Genomic DNA, 22,454 nt, shown 5'->3' on the forward strand with positions numbered 1-22,454 from the left:
GAATTTTGGTCGAGGACATTATATCAAAAATGGGAGGTAAATGCTCTTTTTATTTGCAAACCTCCAATAAATTAAGGTTTTAAAAGAATTTTTAAAATAAAATACGGGTAGTTTTTGACACTACCGAAAGAAAAAAGAGGATAAAAAAGATGAAAGATCCATATGAAATACTAGGTATACAAAGAGGTGCTTCGGATGAGGAAGTGAAAAAGGCGTATCGGAATCTTAGTCGGAGATATCATCCTGACGCGAATGTAAATAATCCGAATGCTGGCGAAGCAGAAGAAAAATTTAAAGAAATTCAGCAGGCATATGATCAAATTATGAAAGAAAAGGAACATGGGTATGGTGGAGCTGACTTTTATGGAAGTCAGAATACCTATCAGCAAGGACAAACAGAATCTGTTGAATATCAGGCAGCAGCAAATTATATTCGAAATGGATATTTTAATGAAGCATACCATGTACTTTCTGAAATAAAAGAACGAAATGCGATTTGGTATTATTACAGTGCAATTGTCCAAAATGGGTTAGGAAATCAGATTAAAGCTTTAGAATATGCAAGACAGGCAATTGCCATGGAACCGGACAATTTTCAATACCGTCAACTTTTATATCAGCTGGAAAATGGTGGACAATGGTATCAGACAAGGGGAAATGTTTATGGCAGTCCGATTGAGGATGCAAGTGGATTTTGTTGGAAATTGTGTTTAATAAATGCAATTTGTAATTGCTGTTGTCTGCGTCCTTGTTAGGATGGATAATAAGCAGATTTGATAAAAAATTATCAAGTGAAATTTATCTATTTTTCACAAAATATTTTTAGCATTATATGTAAAAAGAAATACTAGAAAGTTGAATTTTAGTTAAAAAATTGTCAAAGTGTACAAAAGGTTGAATAATTATACTTAGAAACTATCAAAAATATAGATTTTTTAAAAAAAGAAGTTATAATATTTCACTTTTTATGTGGAATTGCAAATAAAACAGGTTGCACTTTGCCATCAAAAAGTATACAATTAAAATTGCGAAAAATTGGTTTATTTTTACCATAAATTGAATTGGAGGGCTGATAATGAGTAAGACTTCACAAACGTCTGCGATGAGCCGAATTGAGGCATTGTTAGACGAAAATAGTTTTGTTGAAATTGGTGCTCAAGTAACAAAGAGAAGTACAGATTTTAATTTGCAGGAAAAAATGGTGCCAGCAGATGGTGTTATTACAGGATATGGGGTAATTGATTGTAATTTGGTATATGTTTATAGTCAAGATTCTACAGCACTTGGCGGATCTGTTGGTGAAATGCATGCAAAGAAAATTGCTCGTATTTACGATTTAGCATTAAAAGTTGGTGCACCGGTTATTGGATTAATTGATTGTGCGGGACTTCGTCTGCAAGAAGCAACTGATGCATTGGCAGGATTTGGTGAATTGTATTTAAAACAAACAATGGCTTCTGGTGTAATTCCACAGATTACAGCAATCTTTGGAACATGCGGTGGCGGTGTTGCTATTTCATCTTCCTTAAGTGATTTTACAATTATGGAAGAGAGCAATGGAAGATTATTTGTTAACTCACCAAACGCTTTGGCGGGTAATTATAAAGAAAAGTGTGATACGAGTTCCGCAAAGTTTCAAGCAGAATCAGGTACCGTTGATTTTGTTGGGGCGGATGAAGAAGAAGTGTTAGAAAAAGTTAGAGAATTAATTACGATTCTTCCGACGAACAACGAAGATGATGATTCTTATGAAGAATGTACCGACAGTCTAAATCGTTTAGTGCCTTCTTTTGGAATGTTAACAGCAGATCCAGAAAAGGCATTGCGAGAATTATCGGATGACAATTATTTTATAGAAGTAAAAAAAGAATATGCAAAAGATATGGTTGTTGGCTTTATTCGTTTAAATGGCATGACGGTTGGAGTAGTTGCGAATCGTTTGGCATGTCTGGATGAAGAAAATAAGCCAATTGAGGAGTTTGATGGTCTTTCAACAAAGGGATGTAAAAAAGCAGCAGGATTTGTAAACTTCTGTGATGCCTTTAATATTCCAATCCTTACACTTACGAATGTAAACGGATATAAGGCAACCATGCACGATGAAAGAAGTATTGCTGATGCGGCAGCAAAGCTTACATTTGCATTTGCTAATGCTACAGTTGCAAAAATTAACCTGATTACAGGAAAAGCATATGGAAGTGCTTACATAACAATGAACTCGAAACATATTGGAGCAGATTTAGTCTTTGCTCTTCCTACAGCAGAAATTGGAATGATGGAAGCAAAAGATGCGGTAGAAATTATGTATGCAGGGGAAATTGCAAAGGCAAAAAATGCTTCTGAACTAATAGATGAAAAAGCTGCAGAATATAGTGCAATGCAAAGCAGTGCAGAATCGGCGGCAAAACGTGGTTATGTTGATAACATTATTGAGCCAGAGCAGGCAAGAAAACATTTAGCATATGCATTTGATATGTTATTTACAAAAAGAGAGAGTCGTCCCGGCAAAAAGCATGGAACGATTTAGATGAGGTGAGGCGAATATGAAGAAATTCTGGTTAAAATTATGTATGCTAGCCATGATTCTTACAATGTCTGTCGGTTTTGGAGTGACTGTTTACGCTTATGATGAAGAGGAAATTACTTATATTGCAGAGCAATATGTATCCAATTGGAATAGTACAGATTTTCAACAATATATTGACACAGGTTCACTAGATGACCAGACATTAGAGCAGTTTACAAGTTGGCAAAATTTAAAAAATGAAATTGGAAAATATGATTCAATTACGGATACTGCAGTAGAAGAAAAAGACGGAACGATTTATGTAAAGGAAACGGTAAAATTTGAAAAAGGAAGTGTTATTTTAACTGTTTGCTTTGATAAGACAATTGCTGATACAAACGCGTATAATGCAGTTACACAGGTAACAGTAGAAAAAGCTGAAACTGGCGGTAATGCAAGTCTTACAGATGCTGCTGCGAACACATTAATGGGAATGGGAACGGTATTTATTATATTAATTTTCATTTCATTTTTAATATCATTATTAAAATTTGTTCCTAAGTTATTACAAAAGAAAGAAGTTGAAAAGAAAGAGGAGATTGGAGTTTCAACGACTTCGAATGTAATCGGAAAGGAACAAGAGGAGCTTAGTAATGACAAAGAATTAGTAGCAGTTATTACGGCTGCAATTATGGCGTCAATGGAAGAGGAAGCTCCTGAAGATGGATTGATTGTGCGTTCAATTCGTCGTAGACACTAAATTTTAAAAGTTAAAATGAAAATAAAGAGGGTTAAAAGAATAGAACAAAGGAAAGGAAAATATGCATCTGCCCAGCTCTTTTAACCGATTTTATAGGGCAGTATCACAAAAGTTTGTGGTAGGCATGGGTATAAATATGAAAAATTATACAATTACTGTAAATGGAACTGTTTATGATGTTACTGTAGAAGAGGGGACAGGAAATGGAAGTTCTGTGAATATTCCAAAGGCTCCTGTTAAGTCAGCTCCTGCAAAAAAAGTTACACAACCGGCAGGTGGTGAAGGAACGGTGAAAGTAAATGCACCAATGCCGGGTAAAATACTTGATATAAAAGCAAAAGCCGGTCAATCTGTAAAACGTGGCGAAGTTATTTTAATTTTGGAAGCTATGAAGATGGAAAATGAAGTAGTAGCTCCAGAGGACGGAACAATTGCCGGTATTAATGTAGCAGTTGGAGATTCCGTAGAATCAGGAGAAGTTTTGGCCACATTAAACTAGGATTTATGATAAATCGAACCGGGAGGTATCAAATTACATGGATTATATTATAAATACGATAGAGAATTTAATGGGTCAGACAGCATTTTGCTCCCTTACATGGAAAAATTATTTAATGATTGTAATTGCCCTTATTTTTCTTTATCTGGCAATAAAAAAAGAATACGAACCACTCCTTTTGGTACCAATTTCTTTTGGTATGCTTTTAGTTAATATGTATCCTCCTATTATGGAGGAGGGAGGATTACTGCATTTCTTTTATCTTTTAGATGAATGGAGTATTCTTCCATCGCTTATTTTCTTAGGAGTTGGAGCTATGACAGATTTTGGTCCGCTAATAGCAAACCCAGGTAGTTTTTTATTAGGGGCGGCTGCTCAATTTGGTATATTTACAGCATACATAATGGCAATTTTAATGGGATTCAATGGAAAGGCTGCCGCAGCGATTTCTATTATCGGTGGTGCTGACGGTCCTACTTCTATTTTCTTGGCCGGTAAGCTTGGTCAGTCAACTTATATGGGAGCAATTGCTGTTGCTGCTTATTCTTATATGTCTTTAGTACCAATTATCCAGCCACCAATTATGAGATTACTTACAACAGAAAAAGAACGTAAAATTAAGATGGAACAATTACGTCCGGTATCAAAACTGGAAAAGATTTTATTCCCTGTTACGGTTACTATTGTTGTAGTCATGATTCTTCCATCGACAGCACCATTGATTGGTATGTTAATGTTGGGTAATTTGTTTAGAGAATCAGGCGTTGTAAAACAGTTGACAGAAACCGCTTCGAACGCACTGATGTATATCGTAGTTATTTTACTTGGTACATCGGTTGGAGCAACAACGAGTGCAGAAGCATTCTTAAAAATAACTACCTTAAAAATTGTACTTCTTGGTCTGATTGCCTTTGCTGTAGGAACAGCGGCCGGAGTACTATTTGGTAAGTTGATGTGCAAAGTAACACATGGAAAAATCAATCCATTAATTGGTTCAGCAGGTGTGTCTGCCGTTCCGATGGCAGCCCGTGTATCGCAGAAAGTTGGTTCAGAGGCAGATCCAACGAATTTCCTGTTAATGCATGCAATGGGTCCAAATGTTGCCGGAGTTATTGGTACCGCAGTAGCAGCGGGTGTGTTTATGGCAATTTTTGGAGTTTAGTTATGAGAATATCAATTACTAGGAGGTAGAATAATGGCAAAACAAGCTAAAAAACCCGTAAAAATTACGGAAACTATATTGCGTGATGCACATCAATCGTTGATAGCAACAAGAATGACAACAGAACAAATGCTTCCAATTATAGATAAGATGGATAAGGTTGGTTATCATTCCGTAGAATGTTGGGGTGGAGCTACATTTGATGCTTCTCTCCGTTTCTTAAAAGAAGATCCATGGGAAAGATTACGTAAACTAAGAGATGGATTTAAAAATACCAAACTTCAAATGTTGTTCCGTGGTCAGAACATACTAGGTTATAATCATTATGCAGACGATGTTGTAGAATATTTTGTTCAAAAATCAATTGCAAATGGTATTGATATTATTCGTATTTTCGATTGTTTGAATGATATTCGGAATTTGCAGACCGCAGTAAAAGCGGCAAATAAAGAGAAGGGGCATGCACAAGTTGCACTTAGTTACACTTTGGGTGATGCTTATACGTTAGATTATTGGACGGATATTGCAAAGAAAATTCAAGACATGGGTGCAAATTCTTTATGTATTAAAGATATGGCAGGGCTTTTAACACCTTATAAAGCAGAAGAACTTGTAAAAGCATTAAAAGAAAGTGTTTCGATTCCAATTGACTTACATACCCATTATACATCTGGTGTTGCATCAATGACTTACTTAAAAGCAGTAGAGGCAGGATGTGATATTATTGATACAGCGATGTCACCATTTGCATTAGGAACAAGCCAGCCGGCAACGGAAGTTATGGCGGAAGTGTTTAAAGAAACCCCATATGATCCTAAGTTTGATCAGGCTTTATTAGCTGAAATTGCAGAATATTTCAGACCAATTCGGGAACATGCTTTAGAAACAGGCTTATTAAATCCAAAAGTACTAGGTGTTAATATTAAAACCTTAATGTATCAGGTTCCTGGAGGCATGTTATCGAATTTAGTATCTCAATTAAAGGAAATGGGACAGGAAGACAAATATTATGAAGTATTGGAAGAGGTACCTAGAGTTCGTAAAGACTTTGGTGAACCACCATTAGTTACACCTTCCTCTCAGATTGTTGGTACTCAGGCGGTATTAAATGTAGTAACAGGCGAGCGATATAAGATGGTCACGAAAGAGTCTAAAAAGTTACTTTCAGGAGAGTTTGGACAGACAGTGAAACCATTTAATAAAGAAGTACAGAAGAAATGTATTGGTAATACAAAGCCAATTACTTGCCGCCCGGCAGATTTAATTAAACCACAGTTAAAAGAAATTGAAAAAGAGATGGCAAGATATAAACAACAGGATGAAGATGTATTAACCTACGCCTTGTTCCCACAAGTTGCTACTGAATTCTTTGAATATCGGGAAGCACAACAAAAGAAAGTTGATAAAAGTATAGCAGATAAAGAAAATAAGGCTTATCCGGTATAATTTGGATAGAAAAACTGACCTAGAAATCTAACGATTGAAGGTCAGTTTTTTCGTATTGTTCTATTAATGAATAATTGTCTCATTTTCAGCTGAAATAGTAAACTATTCTCATATTTGTAGGATAGTTACTTTTATAGTGGAAAATAGGTATATTATTTAATATAATAGGGAAAGAAGTGTTTTACCTATATCTTGCATACTAATACTATATTATTCGTAATATGCGTAAAAGCTTTGCAAATCACATCACCATTTCATTATTAAAATAAAACAAAGGAACATACACATATGAAAAAATTTCTAAAAAAGATAAAACATATTTTTCCTCTTTTTTTACTTGGAGGAATACTTGGTTGGTTCATAAGTTATATTTTGGAAAGATATATAGATAAAAATGAGTGTAATCCATTGATTACCGTTTTAATTTTTTTTGTTTTTCTTATTTTATGCTATCAACTTCAAATTATATTACATGAACTCGGACATTTGTTGTTCGGTCTCCTTACAGGATACAAATTTATTTCATTTCGAATTGGAAACATAATATGGATAAAGAACAATGAAAAGATTGTAAAAGGGCGATATAAATTGCAGGGAACAGGAGGGCAGTGTATTATGCTTCCTCCAGAATTGAAAAACGGTTTTGTTCCATATCTATGGTATAATTTAGGCGGTGTCATTATTAATTTATCTGTATCAATTATAAGCATTTTAATTGAAAAACAGACACGATCCTACACCCATTTAAGTGTAATGCTCTTATTCTGCTTCGCATTAACTTTGACTGGTTTTTTTTGTGCAATAACAAATGGAATTCCATACTATTCAAATGCAATGGTAAATGATGGGTATCATATAATGTCTCTAAAAAAGAGTCGGATTGTACAAAAATCCTATTATGTTATGTTAAAAACGAATGCGTTACAGGTAAAAGGAAAACGAATTGGAGAATTGCCTTATGAATGGTTTTTGCTTCCGGAAGAAGCAGATTTAAGTAATCCGATTAATGCTTCGATACGTATTTTAGAAGGAAATTGGTACTATGACAAATTACAATTTGAAGAAGCCAGAATATGTTATGAAACGCTGTTAAATTCCTCTGTTACAATACTTAATGTATTAAAACGAGAATTATTATGTGAACTTTTATTTTTTGAATTAGTTTCATTTCAAAGAGAAGAAGTCATTCATTCTTTATATACAAAAGAGCTAATACGATATATTGAAGCTATGAAGTTTATGATAAATAAACAAAAGCTTAGATATGCCTGTGCGGTTGTAATAGATCAGGATTTAGAAAAAGCAAACAAAATTTATACATGTGCTTGGCAAAATAAAGAAAATTTTTGCATCAAGGGGGAAGCTGAAATGGAATTTGAAGTATTAGAATGGACAAAAAAGTATTTTGAAAATAAAAAAATACTTGACAAATAAGAAAATTCTATTTATACTACCACCTGTAAAGAAAAAAACTTGACAGGTGGTGTTTCATGTGTTAGAATCTTCTAGGCTGGTAAAAAATGAACAGTTAAAGCAAGATACATTGAATGAAATTGTAGAATTGTCTTTATTGTTTGACTTTTACGGTGCTTTACTTAAAGAACAGAAACGCCAGATATTCGAAGACTATGTGCTGAATGACTTATCTTTAAGTGAGATTGCTTCTGATCGGGGAATTAGCCGTCAGGCAGTTCATGATACGGTGAAACGGTGCAGAAAAGAGTTAGAAGAATATGAAGAAAAACTTAGTTTAATTAAAAAGTTTCAATCGGTGAAGCAAGATGTTCATGAGATTCAGAGCATTGCAGCTTCGATAAAGGAACATGATGAAATAGATAAGATTCAAAGAATCGTGCAGTTATCCAATCGGATATTGGATGAGTTGTAACAGAAGGGATGTAACCAGATGGCATTTGATAGCTTAACAGAAAAACTTCAAAATGTTTTTAAAAACTTAAGAAGTAAAGGCAGTTTAACGGAATCAGACGTAAAAGCTGCATTGAAAGAAGTTAAGATGGCTTTGTTAGAAGCAGATGTAAACTTCAAAGTTGTTAAGAATTTTATAAAGACTGTACAAGAACGTGCAATTGGGCAAGATGTTATGAATAGTCTGACTCCCGGACAGATGGTTATTAAGATTGTAAATGATGAGTTAGTAAATCTGATGGGAGATGAAACAACCGAGATTTCTTTAAAACCAGGAAGTGAAATCACAGTTATTTTAATGTGCGGTCTTCAAGGTGCAGGTAAAACAACGACGACTGCTAAATTAGCAGGGAAGTTTAAGCAAAAAGGAAAGAAACCTCTTTTAGTTGCGTGTGATATTTATCGTCCGGCTGCGATTGAACAGCTTCAGGTAAATGGTGAAAAACAGGGGGTTCCTGTGTTTTCCATGGGAAGTGGACACAAACCATTAAATATTGCTAAAGCAGCGATTGAACATGCAGAAAAAAATGGTTTCAATATAGTGATTTTGGATACAGCAGGTCGTCTTCATATTGATGAAGATATGATGACAGAACTTGTTGAGATAAAGGAAAACATAGACGTACATCAATCTATTTTAGTAGTTGATGCGATGACAGGTCAGGATGCAGTTAATGTAGCTGAAATGTTTAATAATAAAATTGGCATTGATGGTGTCATTTTAACAAAATTAGATGGTGACACACGAGGCGGTGCTGCTTTATCTATTCGTGCAGTTACCGGACGACCAATTCTCTATGTTGGTATGGGAGAAAAACTTTCTGATTTAGAACAGTTTCATCCGGACCGTATGGCTTCTCGAATTTTAGGAATGGGCGATGTGCTTTCATTAATTGAAAAAGCAGAAGCTACAATTGACGAAGAGAAAGCAGAAGCACTAGGAAAGAAAATTAAAAAAGCAGAATTTGATTTTAATGATTTCCTTGATGCAATGGAACAGATGAGAAATATGGGCGGTTTGTCCAGTATTCTCAGTATGCTTCCAGGTGTTGGTCTTCCAAGTGATATTGAAATTGATGATAATGCTTTTAAAGGTGTAGAAGCGATTATCTTCTCTATGACAAAGGAAGAACGGAGCAATCCGGCTATTTTGAATCCTTCCAGAAAGAAAAGGATTGCAACTGGTGCCGGCGTTGACATCAGTGAAGTAAATCGTTTGGTAAAACAGATGGAACAAATGAAAAAAATGATGAAACAGATGCCTGGAATGATGAAAGGCAAAGGTAAGAAAGGTAGATTTAGGATGCCTTTTGGCTTCTAAATATAGATTAAGCTTAGGCTTTAACATTTTTAAGGAGGTGAAAACAATGGCAGTAAAGATTAGATTAAAAAGAATGGGACAGAAAAAAGCTCCTTTCTATAGAATTGTAGTTTCTGATTCCAGATCTCCACGTGATGGTAAATTCATCGAAGAAATCGGTACTTATGACCCAAATCAAGAACCAAGCGCTTTCAATGTAAATGAAGAAGCAGCTAAAAAATGGTTATCAAATGGTGCTCAACCTACTGAAGTAGTTGGGAAATTATTCAAAAATGCAGGAATTACAAAATAATAACAGCGTATGTTAGTGGAGGTAAAAGGTAATGAAAGAATTAGTTGAAGTAATTGCTAAATCCCTAGTAGATCATCCGGAAGAAGTTGTAGTGACAGAAACCGAGAATGATAAAACAATCGTTGTTGAATTAAAAGTTTCTGCTGATGATATGGGCAAGGTAATCGGCAAACAAGGTCGGGTTGCCAAAAGTATTCGTACAGTTGTGAAAGCAGCTGCATCAAAAGATGACAAGAAAGTTATTGTGGAAATTCAATAGTACTGTTATTGTTTATTTAAATAACTGGAAAGTGTATGCCTACAGCCAAAAAGTGGTTTGTAGGCTATATTTTTATCCAAATACTTGCCACTTTTTTAATTTTCTTGTACAATATGAGAAGAATAAAACATATTAATAAAGAAGAAAAGGATACTATAGTAAGTAAGATGGAAAATTTATTAAGAGTAGGCGTTATTTCAAATACACATGGAGTTCGTGGGGAAGTAAAAGTTTTTCCAACAACGGATGATCCAAAAAGATTTAAAAAATTGAAAAAAGTAATATTAGATACCGGAGAAGAATATATAAATCTGGAAGTACAGTCGGTACGTTTTTTTAAGCAATTAGTTATCTTGAAATTTAAGGGAATTGATAATATTAATGATATAGAAAAGTATAAAGGAAAAGATTTACTTGTAACAAGGGAAAATGCAGTACCATTAGAAGAAAATGAATACTTTATTTATGATATTATAGATGCAGAAGTTGTAAATGAAAATGGAGAACCGATAGGAACTTTAAAAGAAGTACTTACAACTGGAGCAAACGATGTTTATGTTGTAGAAACAGAAGATAAAAAAGAAGTATTACTTCCAGTAATTGATGAATGTATCTTAGACATTAACATAGAAGAAAAAAAAGTAGTCGCAAAAATTTTACCCGGATTGGTGGATTAAATGAATTATTATGTTTTAACACTATTTCCTCAAATGATTGAGGAAGGAATGAATACAAGTATTACTGGAAGAGCAATCGAAAAAGAATTAATACATTTAACTGCAATTGATATAAGGGATTATTCTACCAATAAGCATAAAAAGGTGGATGATTATCCATATGGCGGCGGAGCAGGTATGGTTATGCAGGCAGAACCTGTATATGGAGCTTATAAGGCTGTTTTAGAGCAAGTAAAAAAGAAACCAAGAGTTATTTATCTTACTCCACAGGGAGCGACCTTTCATCAGACAATGGCGGAAGAATTTGCACAGGAAGAAAATTTAGTATTTTTGTGTGGTCATTATGAGGGAATTGATGAACGGGTTTTAGAAGAAATCGTAACCGATCATGTATCAATCGGTGATTATGTTTTAACAGGTGGAGAGTTACCAGCAATGGTAATGATGGATACGATTTCAAGACTAATTCCCGGTGTGCTAAATAATGATATTTCAGCCGAAACAGAATCATTTCATGATAATTTGTTAGAATATCCCCAATATAGCCGTCCTGAAATATGGAACGGAAAAAAAGTTCCTGAAGTATTGATGTCTGGACACCATAAAAATATTGAAACATGGAGAAGAGAACAATCTATTTTTAGAACATTAGAACGCCGTCCGGATTTGATCGAAAAAGCTTCGTTAACTTCAAAGGAAAAAAAGCTGATACAAACTTGGAAGGAAAGTAAAAAGTAATATATACAACACATGAATTGTGATGTATAATAAATATAACTCAAAAACACAATATGGGGGTGCCAATTATGAGAGTAAAAGTAATTATGATGCCACTAAAGGAGATTCAATGTATTTCGATTGATGATACAATTGGTAATGCAATGAAGATAATTGATGAATATCATTTATTATCTATGCCTGTTGTAGATGGTAAGTTATTTATCGGTGTTTTGTCAAAACAACATACTTATGAAACATATTTTAAAGAATATAATTGTTCAAAAGACGAGTTTCTCAATTTAAAAGTAAAAGAGATGATGAAAAGTAAAATTCAAACAATCTCTAAAGATATGCCAATCGAAGAGGCTGCGGCATTATTTATCTCATCAAAAGTCCGTTTTATTCCGGTTACAAATGAGAAGGGCGAATTAGAAGGTATTATTACCCAGCAGGCAATCTTCAAACAATATCAAAAACTATTTGGAACGAAGTATAATTCTTTGACAATTCTTTGTCATGATTATAAAGGTGCTTTAGCAAAAATTGCAGAAGTAATTGAGCATGCCCATGGAAATATTAAGAACATTGTTCAGGTTGATACAGAGGTAATGGGATTACAAGAAGTTTATATACGAATTGATGCGGAAGATTTTTCTAAAGTAATAAAATCACTGGAAAAGAATAAATTTGATGTTCGTAACATACGTTTTTCAGATGGAACTCATGGAGAAAAATAATTTAAAAAAGTTTGCGAAAAATGGTTGACAAATACATGGAAATATGTTGTAATATATCTCGTGTGCCGCACAGCGAGGTCTTAAGTATGTGGATGCATCACCATAGCTGGCGAGTAATGATAATAGGAGGTGCCATATGTACGCAATTATAGCAACAGGTGGTAAACAGTACAAAGTAGCCGAAGGCGATATCATTAATGTAGAAAAACTTGGTGTAGGAGCTGGAGAAACTGTTACTTTTGATCAAGTTCTTGTTGTAAATAACGGTGAAGTAAAAGTTGGTAATCCAACTGTTTCCGGAGCTACAGTTTCTGCAACAGTAGTTAAAGAAGGAAAAGGTAAAAAAGTAATCGTTTACAGATATAAGAGAAAATCTGGTTATCACAAGAAAAACGGTCATAGACAACAGTTTACACAGGTTAAAATCGACAAGATTAATGCATAATCATGATTGAGATAACCATTCGGACTGATAAAAAAGGTATTTGTAACGGATTGATAATAAATGGACATGCTGGATATGATGAATATGGGAAAGATATTATTTGTGCAGCTGTTTCAGTCTTAGTTATAAATACGATTAATTCAATTGAAACCTTTACCGATGATAAGTTTACGGTAAGAAATGATGAAGAAACAGGAACAATTGAATTAAACATGATTTCCGATATTAGCCGGGAATCACGCTTATTGATTGATTCTTTATTGCTTGGATTACAAGGAATCGAAGAACAATATGGCGGGCAATATATTAAATTTAGCTAATTACTTATACTAGAGGAGGTGTAAGACTATGTTAAATATGAACCTTCAATTTTTTGCTCATAAAAAGGGAGTTGGTTCTACAAAGAATGGTAGAGATTCCGAATCTAAGAGATTAGGAGCAAAAAGAGCTGATGGACAATTTGTTTTAGCTGGTAATATTCTTTACAGACAACGTGGTACTAAGATTCATCCAGGTGTTAATGTAGGACGTGGTGGAGATGATACATTATTTGCATTAGTAGATGGTGTATTAAGATTCGAACGTAAGGGTAGAGATAAGAAACAAGCTTCTGTATACCCAGTTGAAGCAAAATAATTTGTAACTAATGAAGGCTCCAATGGCACTGCTATTGGGGCTTTTTTGACTAGACATACCGCTTTCCTGCGGTGAATCCTTTGATTGAGGTGATTAACATGTTTGCAGATAGTGCAAAAATATATATTCGGTCTGGCAAGGGCGGCGATGGTCATGTCAGCTTTCGTCGTGAACTTTATGTACCCGCAGGCGGTCCCGATGGCGGCGATGGTGGCAGAGGTGGAGATTTAATATTTGAAGTAGATGAAGGTTTAAATACTTTGAACGAGTTTCGCCATGTTCGTAAATATTGTGCCAAAGACGGTGAACCAGGCGGTAAAAGACGCTGCCACGGAGCAGATGGAGCAGATTTAGTAATAAAAGTTCCACCTGGAACTATAATAAAAGAAACAGAAACCGGCAAAGTTATAGCTGATATGTCACATGATAATAAAAGAGAAATTATTCTTAGAGGTGGAAATGGAGGAAAAGGGAACCAGCATTATGCAACACCGACAATGCAGGTACCTAAGTATGCACAGCCAGGTCAGCCATCAAAAGAATTGAATGTAACATTAGAATTAAAAGTTATTGCGGATGTTGGATTAGTTGGATTCCCAAATGTAGGAAAATCAACGTTTTTATCCCGTGTAACAAATGCAAAGCCTAAAATTGCAAACTATCATTTTACGACTCTAAATCCTAATTTAGGTGTGGTGGATCTAGAGGGTACAGATGGTTTTGTAATTGCAGATATTCCAGGTTTAATTGAAGGTGCATCTGAAGGAGTTGGGCTTGGTCATGAATTTTTGAAGCATATCGAACGTACAAAAGTTATCATTCACATGGTGGATGCCGCTTCTACGGAAGGTAGAGATCCTATTCAGGACATTAAAGCAATTAATGAGGAACTGGTAAGCTATAATCCTGAGCTTGCAAATAAGCCACAAGTTATTGGGGCTAATAAATGTGATGTTTTTTATGGAACAGAGGAAGAAACAGTAATTACACTGTTAAAGGAAGAATTTGAACCAAAAGGAATAAAAGTATTCCCAATTTCTGCTGTCAGTGGAAAGGGTGTAAAAGAACTCTTATATTATGTGAAAGAGCAATTAAACAAATTAGATCAGGAACCTATTACATTCGAAAGAGAATATTTCCCAGATGAAGTTGATTACTCAAATGAACCATATACCGTAGAAAAAGTCGAAGATGGACTTTATTCAGTAGAGGGACCTCGAATTGAGAGAATGCTCGGTTATACTAATTTAGATTCTGAAAAAGGATTCGAATTCTTTCAGAGATTTTTGCGTGATAATAATATCATTGAAGAATTGGAAGAACTTGGAATTTGCGAAGGCGATACCGTACGGATGTATGGATTAGAGTTTGATTATTATAAATAGAAAAAGTGCATATACGAGGTGAAATATGACAAGTAAACAAAGAGCCTATTTAAAAGGACTGGCTATGACAATGGACCCTATTTTTCATATAGGGAAAGCAAGCTTAACACCTGAGATTGTAGAAGCGGTAAGTGAGGCATTGGAAGCAAGAGAATTAGTTAAAATTGCTGTATTGAAAAACTGCATTGATGATCCAAAAGAAATTGCTTCAGTTATCGCGGAAAGAACACATTCCCAGGTCGTTCAGGTTATTGGGAAAAAAATTGTATTATATCGTGAATCTAAGACGAAGAAAAAAATTATTCTTCCATAAAAGGAGTAATGATGAAAAAAATAGGTATTATGGGTGGAACTTTTAATCCAATTCATAATGGTCATCTAAAAATGGCATTAGAAGCTTATAAACAGTTTCAGTTAGATGAGGTATGGTTTATGCCAACAAAAAATCCACCGCATAAAGCTGAAAAAGAGATTATATCAGATGACCATAGAGTAAAAATGATTGAGTTGGCAATAAAGAAGATTCCTTTCTTTTACTTATCTAAAATTGAGTTAGAACGAGAAGGAACCACGTATACAGTTGATACCTTATGTCAATTAGAAAAGGATTACCCAAACGACTATTTTTATTTTATTTTAGGAGCAGATTCACTTTTTCATATCCATACGTGGAAATCACCAGAAAAAGTTATGAAGTTGGCTCATATATTGTCTGCTCCAAGATATCCAATGACACAGGAAGAAGAAATAGAAAGAAAAGACATGTTATCGGAACAATATCATGCGGATATTCAACTGATTTCAATGGAACCAATTCGAATTTCTTCCATGAATATTCGAAAACGGATTTTTAACAAACAACCAATAAATGAATATCTTCCAAAAGAAGTGGAACAATATGTAAAAAAGTATCACTTATATCAGGAAAGAAGTGATTAAAATGGATCAGCAATTAAATGAACTTCAAGAAAAACTAAAAGATATATTAACAGAAAAACGATTCCTGCATACACTAGGAGTTTGTCATACTGCTGCATGTCTAGCTATGTGTTATGGAGCTGATATAAAGAAAGCTTCTATTGCAGGAATTCTTCATGATTGCGCAAAATGTCTGCCTGATGAAGAAATAAAACGAAGATGCAAAGAATACCAAATTGATATGACAGATGTGGAAGAGAGAAATCCTTATCTGCTTCATGGAAAGTTGGGAGCTTATTATGCTAAAATAAACTATGGAATTAAAGATTCTGATATTTTAAATGCAATCATTTATCATACAACCGGACGTCCTAACATGAGTTTATTAGAAAAAATTATCTTTATTGCAGATTATATAGAAGCAGGCAGAAAAGAAATTTCGGGTTTATCTGAAATAAGAAATATTGTATTTCATGATTTAGATAAAGCAGTATATATGGCGTTAGAAAATACATTAAAATATTTGAATAAGCAGATTGCGAATGGTCAGCACAAAGAAATCGACAAAATGACTTTAAATGCTTATGAATACTATAAAAGCGGTATTATGGAACAGCAAAATGAAGAATAGAAATGCGAGGTTATAAAATGAATGAATCAAAGGAAATGGTAAAACTTGCATATTCCGCAATGGAAGATAAAAAAGGTGAAGATATTCAAGTAATTGAAATTGGAACAATTTCTGTAATTGCAGATTATCTTATTATTTCAAATGGAACAAATGCTTCTCAAGTTCAGGCGATTGTAGATAATGTAGAAGAAACTCTTTCAAAACATGGCTATGAACCAAAAAGAATAGAGGGAATTCGTAATTCCAGTTGGGTACTAATGGATTACGGTGATATCATTGTTCATGTATTTTCTGAAGAGGATCGTCTGTTTTATGACTTAGAACGAATTTGGAAAGATGGAAAAGTAGTTACAAAAGAAGAGCTTGGATTGTAAAATCCTTTTATTGAAGCTTTAATATTTAATAAAAGAAATCGTTAGAATTAAAAAAGAGTCGGATACTAAAAAGTTTAGAATAGACGTTACCCTCCAATGAAACTCGTGTCATTTGGAGGGTTTATTTTATCTATTGATATCGGCGGTATAATCCAATTACTTTTCCTAAAATCTCCACCTCTTCAACAATGATAGGATCCATATAATCGTTTTCCGGTTGAAGACGAAACAGATTATCTTCTTTGTAAAATGTTTTTACAGTTACGGAATCATCAATTAAAGCAACAACCATTTCGCCATTTTCTGCAGTTGACTGTTTGCGAACGATAATATGGTCTCCGTCTAATATCCCTGCATTAACCATACTTTCCCCTTTTACTGCTAACATAAAAGACTCTCCTTTTGGAGTATCTTCTGCTAACAATGGGAAATATCCTTCAATATTTTCTACAGCTAAAATTGGCTGACCGGCAGTTACAGTTCCAATAATAGGAATATTAACTAATTCTCTTCGTGTTAAATTAAAACTATCATCAACAATTTCTATTGCTCTTGGTTTCGTAGGATCCCGACGAATATATCCATTTTTTTCCAATGTTTCTAAATGAGAATGTACAGAAGAAGTTGATTTCAAATTAACTGCTTCACAAATTTCACGAACAGCAGGTGGATACCCTTTGTTTATGATTTCAGTTTTGATATATTCTAAAATTTCTTTTTGCTTTGTACTTATCTTACCATAGCTCATAATGCTACCTCCAACCATGTGTTTTCTATACTGCCTATAGTATAACACAAAGAATATGGTCGTGTCAAACGAATGTTCTGTTTTTTGCAAAATAATCTTGACAGAGGAACAAACATTCGCTATACTAAGAACAAACAAATGTTCCGAAAATATATTCGTTGAATTTTGGAGGTTTACTATGAGAAAGAAAATAACTTTTACCCTAATTATGATATTTTTTACGGCTCTTTTTATTACGCTATTTATTATTTCTGAGCCGGCAATTGCTTCTTTTTCTGGAGAAAAAGAAAAAGTAATTATCTGCGTTGAAATAAAAGAAGGTGACACCCTTTGGAAGATTGCGGAACAATATTACACAGATGATTATAAAACGATGAATCTCTATATTAGAGAAATAAAAAAATGCAATGGAATTACAGAACATATTAAAGTAGGGCAAAAAATATTAATCCCACATTACATAACAACATAAAAAACTAGGCAGAAAAGAAACCAATACATAGCATAATATGACACATTTTTAACACTTTTTACAAATAGTATTATTGATAGGTTACGAAAATTTAGATAAAGGTGGTTAAAAATGAACAAAACAGTTGGTTTAATGTGTACACAAGAGAAAAAGCAAATAATAGGAAATTTTACAAAATTAGTCATATCCATTTTCTTTTTACTTTTATTAGTCTTGTTTCCGATTGCAAAAGTATCAGCGGCAGGGCTTTCTATAAAATATGATGGAAAAACAATTGATTATACATCAACACAAGCCAAAGTGACTTTGGATGGGAAATCGGTATCGCTTGGAGGAACACCTGGTATTATTATAGATGGAACTTGTTTGGTATCGTATAAAGAGGTATTTCAAATTGGTTTAAAAGCTTCCTGTCAATATGACAGCAAGAATGGAACTATCACAATACGGCAATATGATACAACAATTCATATGACACTGGACAGTAAAACGGCTTATGTAAATGGTTTAAAAAAGACACTGGAAGTTGCACCTAAAAAAGTTACATTTAATGCAAAAAAAGTAACTAAAATTTATGTACCATCTCGGTTTGTTGCTGAAACGTTAGGATATTCTTATACATGGAATACTTCTAAAAAAACGGCTCAGATAGTTTCTCCATTTATCATTAGATATGATAAAGATTGGATTGTTTACAAAGGTACAAAAGGAAAAGTAACATTCAACAATAAATCTGTCAATCAGACAGATATGCCAAGTATCGTACTTGATGGTACTACGTTATTACGAGCAAGTAAAGTAATAAAAGATACGCTTGGTGCGGAATATAAATATGACAGTGGAACTAAAAAAATAACGATTTCGAAAGATGATGTTTTGATTGAAATGAAAGTGAATAGCAATCAGGCACTTGTAAATGGAAAAGCTAAAACAATGGGTACAAAAGCAAGACTTGTTACAAATAAGGCAACAAATAAAAGTTATATTATGGTACCGGGAAGCTTTACTGTAAAAGAACTGGGATATTCTTATACATGGAATTCAGCTACAAAAACATCGGTTATCGAAAAAAAGAGTACAACTTATTGTAGTTATGATTGGAGTTCTTCTTTAACGGAAGATAATATAGTTACTAGTGTATCCGCAAAATATAATGATTATAAAGATAGCATTGTGATTAAAGGAAAAGAAAATTTTCAATATACAGTGAGTCAATCTGATACAAAAAAGACACTATATATTGATATTCCAAATATTTATCAAAATTTTGAAGAAATTAGTCATTCTATTTCGGATGGTTACTTTATAAACTCATTAACAATTTCCAAAAAGGGAACCGGAATTCGGTTAACAGTAAAGAAGACAAGTAAAGCAAGCTATTATACATCATGTTCCGGAAATACATTGTCTGTTATAATTTGCGAAAATAATTCTTCCAATCAATCAATAAGTGGTTATCAGTTGAAGATACCCGTACCAGATACAGTAGATTTTTCTGCAATAACGGATCAGGATCAATATTATAATAAAAAATTTATTATTACGATAAAGGGAAATTATAAATCATATTTTGATACACATCCAATTACTTATGATTCGGCAATCGTTAGTAAAGTAGCAGTTTCTGTAACTTCTTCTAATAATACAAAAGTAACTGTTACTACCAAAAGATTATATGGATATAAGTATTTGGATTGTGGAAGCTATATAGGTGTGAAAATAGCAAATCCAAGTAAAATTTATAAAAATATTGTTGTCTTAGATGCTGGACATGGTGGAAAAGACAGTGGGGCAGTAAACTCTAAAAAAGCTGCCTATGAGAAAAATTTAAATTTAGAAATTATTTATGACAAAGCGAAAACATATTTTAATGCAAAAGATTCTGAAATAAAAGCTTACTGGACAAGAACAGATGATACTTTTGTAGAATTGTCAAAACGTGCAGAATTTGCCAAAAGTGTAGAAGCAGATTTATTTATTAGTCTTCATATGAATTCGGCAGGTTCAACCGCAAAAGGGTTGGAAGTTTTGTATGCTTCTAATAACAAAAACACAATGTCAGGATTAAATAGCAAAAAAATGGCTGAGATTTTTAAGCAACAGTTAATAGAAGATTTGAATATGACAGATCGAGGCGTAAAAGACAGAACGCGATTAATAGTATTATATAAAAATAGTGTGCCTTCTGTCCTAATTGAACTTGGCTTCATTTCCAATTCTTCTGATGTTGCAAAATTAGTAGATGATACTTTTCAAGAAAAAGCGGCAAAGGCTATTTATGATGCAGCGTTAACATGTTTTCAAAAATATCCGACAGGTCGATAATATAGAGGAGGTTTACTATGAAAAAAAAGTCTTTAAGAATTTATTTAATGATATTAACTGTTTTTGTGCTGTCAACGATATGTATTAGTCCAAAGATTTACGCGAAAACGACTTCTAACGATAAAAAATCACCAAAGATATCAATTTCTTATTTTGTTTATAATCAAAAAGCAAACGTAGCTGTTAAAGCAGTTGATAAAGAATCAGGTATTGATTCTATTATCTATTTAAAAGGAAAAGTGACGGATACCACTTCACCAAAATGGTCAAAAAATGCGAAAAAGGTTATAAATAATAAATTTACAGTTTCAGATGGAGGAACATATAGTGTTCTTGCAACAGATAGGGCTGGAAACAAAACAGTTAAATCCATTAATATAAATGTTGAATTTAGAGCTGTTTGGATTTCTTATCTTGAATTCCAGAGTATTGCAAAAAATGAAATTGCATTTAAAAAAGCGGTAGATGAAATGTTTGATAATTGCCAAAAATGGAATATGAATGCTGTTGTTGTACAAGTGCGTGCATTTAGTGATGCAATGTATGACTCTTCCTATTTTCCATGGTCTAAATATGCTTCTGGAACATTGGGAAAAAATCCGGGATATGATCCACTGGAATATATGGTTGAAGCAGCCCATGAGAGAAATCTCGAGTTTCATGCATGGATTAATCCATACCGTATTACAACAAGTGGAACGAATGTAAATAGCTTACCTGATAATCATCCAGCTAAAAAATGGCGTCAAAAGGAAGATAAAAAACGGAATGTGATAACTTATGCAAATGCACTTTATTATAATCCTGCTACGAAAGATGTTCAAAACTTAATTGTAAATGGCGTAAAAGAAATTGTTGATCATTATGATGTAGATGGAATTCACTTTGATGATTATTTTTATCCAAATTTAGGTTCTTCCTATGCCAGCAAGTTTGATGCGGAAGAATACAGGGATTATAAAGAAGACTGTAAAAGAAATGGAAAGAAAGCTTCTGATATCGTTACATGGAGAAGAAACAATGTAAATAGTCTGGTAAAAGCAGTATATCAAACAGTAAAAGCTTCTGATTCCAATTGCGAGTTTGGAATTAGTCCACAGGGAAATATAAGTAATTTACTATCAAATCAAAGTTATTATGTTGACATAAAAACTTGGTTATCTTCATCTGATTATGTAGATTATATTTGCCCTCAGATTTATTGGGGAATTCATCATAAAACAGCACCATTTGAAAAGAAAATGAATGAATTTCTTGATATCCGAACAAGTGATACAGTAAAGGTATATATAGGACTTGCCGTGTATAAGTGTGGAAGTAAAGCTGATAAAAATGATACCGATTGGTCAACTTCTAATCAGGTTATCAGCGATCAGATTTTGCTTGGACGAAAATCTGGTCAGGTAGATGGATATATGTTTTTTAGATATGAGCAATTAAATGATAGTAAACGAGCAAAAGAACGAGCTAATTTATTAAAAATATTAAAGTGAATATATGGAAATAAGTAATTTGTAGTGTTATACTATAAAAAGATATATTGTAAAATAAATAAAAAGGGAGCCAGTACAATGGAACAACTTACTTTTAGAAATATGAAGTTTCGTGAGTTTGTAAGATTATATTATCATGATATGAACCGTGACTTTCCAAAGGACGAAATCAGACCATTTTGGTCAATTGCACTGCTTTTGCTGAAAAAACAGTATTTATGTGCAGGTATTTGGAAAAAAGGAAAGCTAATTGCATATGCAAATCTTTTGCGCTCAAACTTAAGTCCATGTGCGATGTTAGATTATTTTGCCGTAATTCCATCGGAACGGAATGGAGGGTATGGGAGCAAATTTTTGACTGCGCTAAAGAAATATCCTCTTGATGGCATTATTTTAGAAACAGAAATGCCAGAAAAGGCAGTAGATGAGGCTGATAGAATAAAACGTGAACGCAGGATTGCATTTTATGAGCGAAATGGAGCAAGAAGAACCAATGTAACAGGAACAGCATTTGATGTTTCTTATCATATTTTGTATTTACCGATTCAAAAAGATTATTCTGACAAGAAAATAAAGCATGAATTAGAACATATTTATCAACTAGCGGTACCAGAAAAAATGTATAAAAAGCATGTCCATATTTCTTTGAATAAATAGTACTAAAACATTTAATAAATATTTTATATGGTTTTTAGAGTTATAGAATTGACAAATGAAAGTTT

At 33.5% G+C, this 22,454-nt stretch carries 27 protein-coding genes; 26 read left to right on the forward strand and 1 reads right to left on the reverse strand.

Going from position 1 to position 22,454, the window contains the following annotated elements:
• Nucleotides 1–149: 149 nt before the first annotated feature.
• The 22 genes from FYJ58_RS10760 (at nucleotide 150) to rsfS (ending at nucleotide 16,694) form a co-directional block, all read left to right on the forward strand.
• Complete coding sequence (locus tag FYJ58_RS10760; protein ID WP_154519729.1) at nucleotides 150–755, forward strand: J domain-containing protein; 606 nt, start codon at nucleotides 150–152, stop codon at nucleotides 753–755.
• A gap of 320 nt (nucleotides 756–1,075) precedes the next feature.
• Nucleotides 1,076–2,527 carry an acyl-CoA carboxylase subunit beta gene (locus FYJ58_RS10765; protein ID WP_154519730.1) on the forward strand — a complete coding sequence of 484 codons (1,452 nt, stop codon included), beginning with the start codon at nucleotides 1,076–1,078 and terminating at the stop codon, nucleotides 2,525–2,527.
• Between the two features lie 16 nt (nucleotides 2,528–2,543).
• Entirely contained in the window at nucleotides 2,544–3,266 is a 723-nt protein-coding gene (locus FYJ58_RS10770; protein ID WP_154519731.1) for an OadG family transporter subunit, read from the forward strand.
• 136 nt (nucleotides 3,267–3,402) lie between these two features.
• Entirely contained in the window at nucleotides 3,403–3,765 is a 363-nt protein-coding gene (locus tag FYJ58_RS10775) for a biotin/lipoyl-containing protein (protein WP_154519732.1), read from the forward strand.
• Nucleotides 3,766–3,802: 37 nt separating this feature from the next.
• Entirely contained in the window at nucleotides 3,803–4,927 is a 1,125-nt protein-coding gene (locus FYJ58_RS10780) for a sodium ion-translocating decarboxylase subunit beta (RefSeq protein WP_154519733.1), read from the forward strand.
• Nucleotides 4,928–4,960: 33 nt separating this feature from the next.
• Nucleotides 4,961–6,373: an oxaloacetate decarboxylase subunit alpha gene (locus FYJ58_RS10785; RefSeq protein WP_154519734.1), complete on the forward strand. Its 1,413-nt coding sequence runs from the start codon at nucleotides 4,961–4,963 to the stop codon at nucleotides 6,371–6,373.
• A gap of 615 nt (nucleotides 6,374–6,988) precedes the next feature.
• Complete coding sequence (locus FYJ58_RS10790; protein ID WP_154519735.1) at nucleotides 6,989–7,807, forward strand: hypothetical protein; 819 nt, start codon at nucleotides 6,989–6,991, stop codon at nucleotides 7,805–7,807.
• Between the two features lie 58 nt (nucleotides 7,808–7,865).
• Nucleotides 7,866–8,261 (forward strand): YlxM family DNA-binding protein, encoded by a 396-nt coding sequence (gene ylxM / locus FYJ58_RS10795; RefSeq protein WP_328597845.1) that lies wholly within the window; start codon nucleotides 7,866–7,868, stop codon nucleotides 8,259–8,261.
• Nucleotides 8,262–8,279: 18 nt separating this feature from the next.
• The gene (gene ffh, locus FYJ58_RS10800) at nucleotides 8,280–9,620 is read left to right on the forward strand and encodes a signal recognition particle protein (protein WP_154519736.1); all 1,341 of its coding nucleotides are present in this window, start codon (nucleotides 8,280–8,282) and stop codon (nucleotides 9,618–9,620) included.
• A 46-nt stretch (nucleotides 9,621–9,666) separates the two neighbouring features.
• On the forward strand, nucleotides 9,667–9,912 hold the full coding sequence (gene rpsP, locus FYJ58_RS10805) for a 30S ribosomal protein S16 (protein ID WP_154519737.1): 246 nt from the start codon (nucleotides 9,667–9,669) through the stop codon (nucleotides 9,910–9,912).
• Between the two features lie 31 nt (nucleotides 9,913–9,943).
• A complete protein-coding gene (locus FYJ58_RS10810) occupies nucleotides 9,944–10,171 on the forward strand; it encodes a KH domain-containing protein (RefSeq protein ID WP_154519738.1) in 228 nt (75 codons plus the stop codon).
• 167 nt (nucleotides 10,172–10,338) lie between these two features.
• On the forward strand, nucleotides 10,339–10,848 hold the full coding sequence (rimM, locus tag FYJ58_RS10815) for a ribosome maturation factor RimM (protein WP_154519739.1): 510 nt from the start codon (nucleotides 10,339–10,341) through the stop codon (nucleotides 10,846–10,848).
• On the forward strand, nucleotides 10,849–11,586 hold the full coding sequence (trmD, locus tag FYJ58_RS10820; protein WP_154519740.1) for a tRNA (guanosine(37)-N1)-methyltransferase TrmD: 738 nt from the start codon (nucleotides 10,849–10,851) through the stop codon (nucleotides 11,584–11,586).
• A gap of 68 nt (nucleotides 11,587–11,654) precedes the next feature.
• A complete protein-coding gene (locus tag FYJ58_RS10825) occupies nucleotides 11,655–12,305 on the forward strand; it encodes a CBS domain-containing protein (RefSeq protein ID WP_154519741.1) in 651 nt (216 codons plus the stop codon).
• Nucleotides 12,306–12,441: 136 nt separating this feature from the next.
• Nucleotides 12,442–12,750 (forward strand): 50S ribosomal protein L21, encoded by a 309-nt coding sequence (gene rplU, locus FYJ58_RS10830; RefSeq protein WP_154519742.1) that lies wholly within the window; start codon nucleotides 12,442–12,444, stop codon nucleotides 12,748–12,750.
• A gap of 2 nt (nucleotides 12,751–12,752) precedes the next feature.
• A complete protein-coding gene (locus tag FYJ58_RS10835; RefSeq protein ID WP_154519743.1) occupies nucleotides 12,753–13,070 on the forward strand; it encodes a ribosomal-processing cysteine protease Prp in 318 nt (105 codons plus the stop codon).
• A 28-nt stretch (nucleotides 13,071–13,098) separates the two neighbouring features.
• Nucleotides 13,099–13,386, forward strand: a complete 288-nt coding sequence (rpmA, locus tag FYJ58_RS10840; protein ID WP_058351808.1) for a 50S ribosomal protein L27 — start codon at nucleotides 13,099–13,101, stop codon at nucleotides 13,384–13,386.
• A gap of 98 nt (nucleotides 13,387–13,484) precedes the next feature.
• Nucleotides 13,485–14,771: a GTPase ObgE gene (obgE, locus tag FYJ58_RS10845; protein WP_154519744.1), complete on the forward strand. Its 1,287-nt coding sequence runs from the start codon at nucleotides 13,485–13,487 to the stop codon at nucleotides 14,769–14,771.
• A gap of 25 nt (nucleotides 14,772–14,796) precedes the next feature.
• Nucleotides 14,797–15,084, forward strand: coding sequence for a ribosome assembly RNA-binding protein YhbY (gene yhbY / locus FYJ58_RS10850; protein WP_154519745.1), 288 nt, complete (start codon nucleotides 14,797–14,799; stop codon nucleotides 15,082–15,084).
• Between the two features lie 8 nt (nucleotides 15,085–15,092).
• Nucleotides 15,093–15,710 carry a nicotinate-nucleotide adenylyltransferase gene (gene nadD / locus FYJ58_RS10855; protein WP_154519746.1) on the forward strand — a complete coding sequence of 206 codons (618 nt, stop codon included), beginning with the start codon at nucleotides 15,093–15,095 and terminating at the stop codon, nucleotides 15,708–15,710.
• Nucleotide 15,711: 1 nt separating this feature from the next.
• Nucleotides 15,712–16,320, forward strand: coding sequence for a bis(5'-nucleosyl)-tetraphosphatase (symmetrical) YqeK (gene yqeK / locus FYJ58_RS10860; protein WP_154519747.1), 609 nt, complete (start codon nucleotides 15,712–15,714; stop codon nucleotides 16,318–16,320).
• A 17-nt stretch (nucleotides 16,321–16,337) separates the two neighbouring features.
• On the forward strand, nucleotides 16,338–16,694 hold the full coding sequence (rsfS, locus tag FYJ58_RS10865; protein WP_154519748.1) for a ribosome silencing factor: 357 nt from the start codon (nucleotides 16,338–16,340) through the stop codon (nucleotides 16,692–16,694).
• A 130-nt stretch (nucleotides 16,695–16,824) separates the two neighbouring features.
• On the opposite strand, the gene lexA is transcribed toward rsfS, so the two are convergent.
• Nucleotides 16,825–17,442 (reverse strand): transcriptional repressor LexA, encoded by a 618-nt coding sequence (gene lexA, locus FYJ58_RS10870; protein WP_154519749.1) that lies wholly within the window; start codon nucleotides 17,440–17,442, stop codon nucleotides 16,825–16,827.
• A gap of 178 nt (nucleotides 17,443–17,620) precedes the next feature.
• Between lexA and FYJ58_RS10875 the strand changes: the two genes are divergently transcribed.
• The 4 genes from FYJ58_RS10875 to FYJ58_RS10890 all read left to right on the forward strand — a co-directional run bounded on the left by FYJ58_RS10875 (nucleotide 17,621) and on the right by FYJ58_RS10890 (nucleotide 22,389).
• Nucleotides 17,621–17,914 (forward strand): LysM peptidoglycan-binding domain-containing protein, encoded by a 294-nt coding sequence (locus FYJ58_RS10875; protein ID WP_205839240.1) that lies wholly within the window; start codon nucleotides 17,621–17,623, stop codon nucleotides 17,912–17,914.
• A 111-nt stretch (nucleotides 17,915–18,025) separates the two neighbouring features.
• On the forward strand, nucleotides 18,026–20,239 hold the full coding sequence (locus tag FYJ58_RS10880) for an N-acetylmuramoyl-L-alanine amidase (RefSeq protein WP_154519751.1): 2,214 nt from the start codon (nucleotides 18,026–18,028) through the stop codon (nucleotides 20,237–20,239).
• A gap of 17 nt (nucleotides 20,240–20,256) precedes the next feature.
• On the forward strand, nucleotides 20,257–21,732 hold the full coding sequence (locus FYJ58_RS10885) for a glycoside hydrolase family 10 protein (RefSeq protein WP_154519752.1): 1,476 nt from the start codon (nucleotides 20,257–20,259) through the stop codon (nucleotides 21,730–21,732).
• A 78-nt stretch (nucleotides 21,733–21,810) separates the two neighbouring features.
• On the forward strand, nucleotides 21,811–22,389 hold the full coding sequence (locus FYJ58_RS10890) for a GNAT family N-acetyltransferase (RefSeq protein ID WP_154519753.1): 579 nt from the start codon (nucleotides 21,811–21,813) through the stop codon (nucleotides 22,387–22,389).
• Nucleotides 22,390–22,454: the final 65 nt, after the last annotated feature.

Origin of the sequence: Velocimicrobium porci (genome assembly GCF_009696045.1) — a bacterium.
GTDB lineage: Bacteria > Bacillota > Clostridia > Lachnospirales > Lachnospiraceae > Velocimicrobium > Velocimicrobium porci.